Origin of the sequence: Bradyrhizobium sp. sGM-13 (genome assembly GCF_018398875.1) — a bacterium.
Taxonomy (GTDB): Bacteria; Pseudomonadota; Alphaproteobacteria; order Rhizobiales; family Xanthobacteraceae; genus Bradyrhizobium.
In genome coordinates this window covers 1-266 of sequence record NZ_JAGWDK010000317.1, presented here as the reverse complement: position 1 = coordinate 266, position 266 = coordinate 1, and the positions used below count along the sequence as shown (strand labels likewise).

Annotated in this window: 1 pseudogene; it reads right to left on the bottom strand. The window is 57.5% G+C overall.

The features are described 5' to 3' along the window. Positions 1-266 (bottom strand): annotated as a pseudogene (locus KJQ96_RS39195) (P-type conjugative transfer protein TrbJ); the annotation flags it as partial.

Sequence of the window (266 nt, the reverse complement as noted above, 5' to 3'; positions counted from 1 at the left end):
CCGACATCTCCTTGCGATGGGTGTCGAGATTGCCAACCACGGTCGCCTGAACGCGTAAAGCATCCTGCAAGCCCGCCACAGAATTCTGCCAGCGTGTTTGCGCATTCGCGATCAGCGCTTGATCTGATTCGTTCGCCGAAACGGGCGCATAGGTCGTCGAGAACGCCCGATCGATCTGATTGATGTCATAGGCAATGCGCTGCGCCTGGGCGAGAAGCTGTTGGGTTCGCTGGATCGACTGCTCGAGCTGTTGCAACGAGGAATAC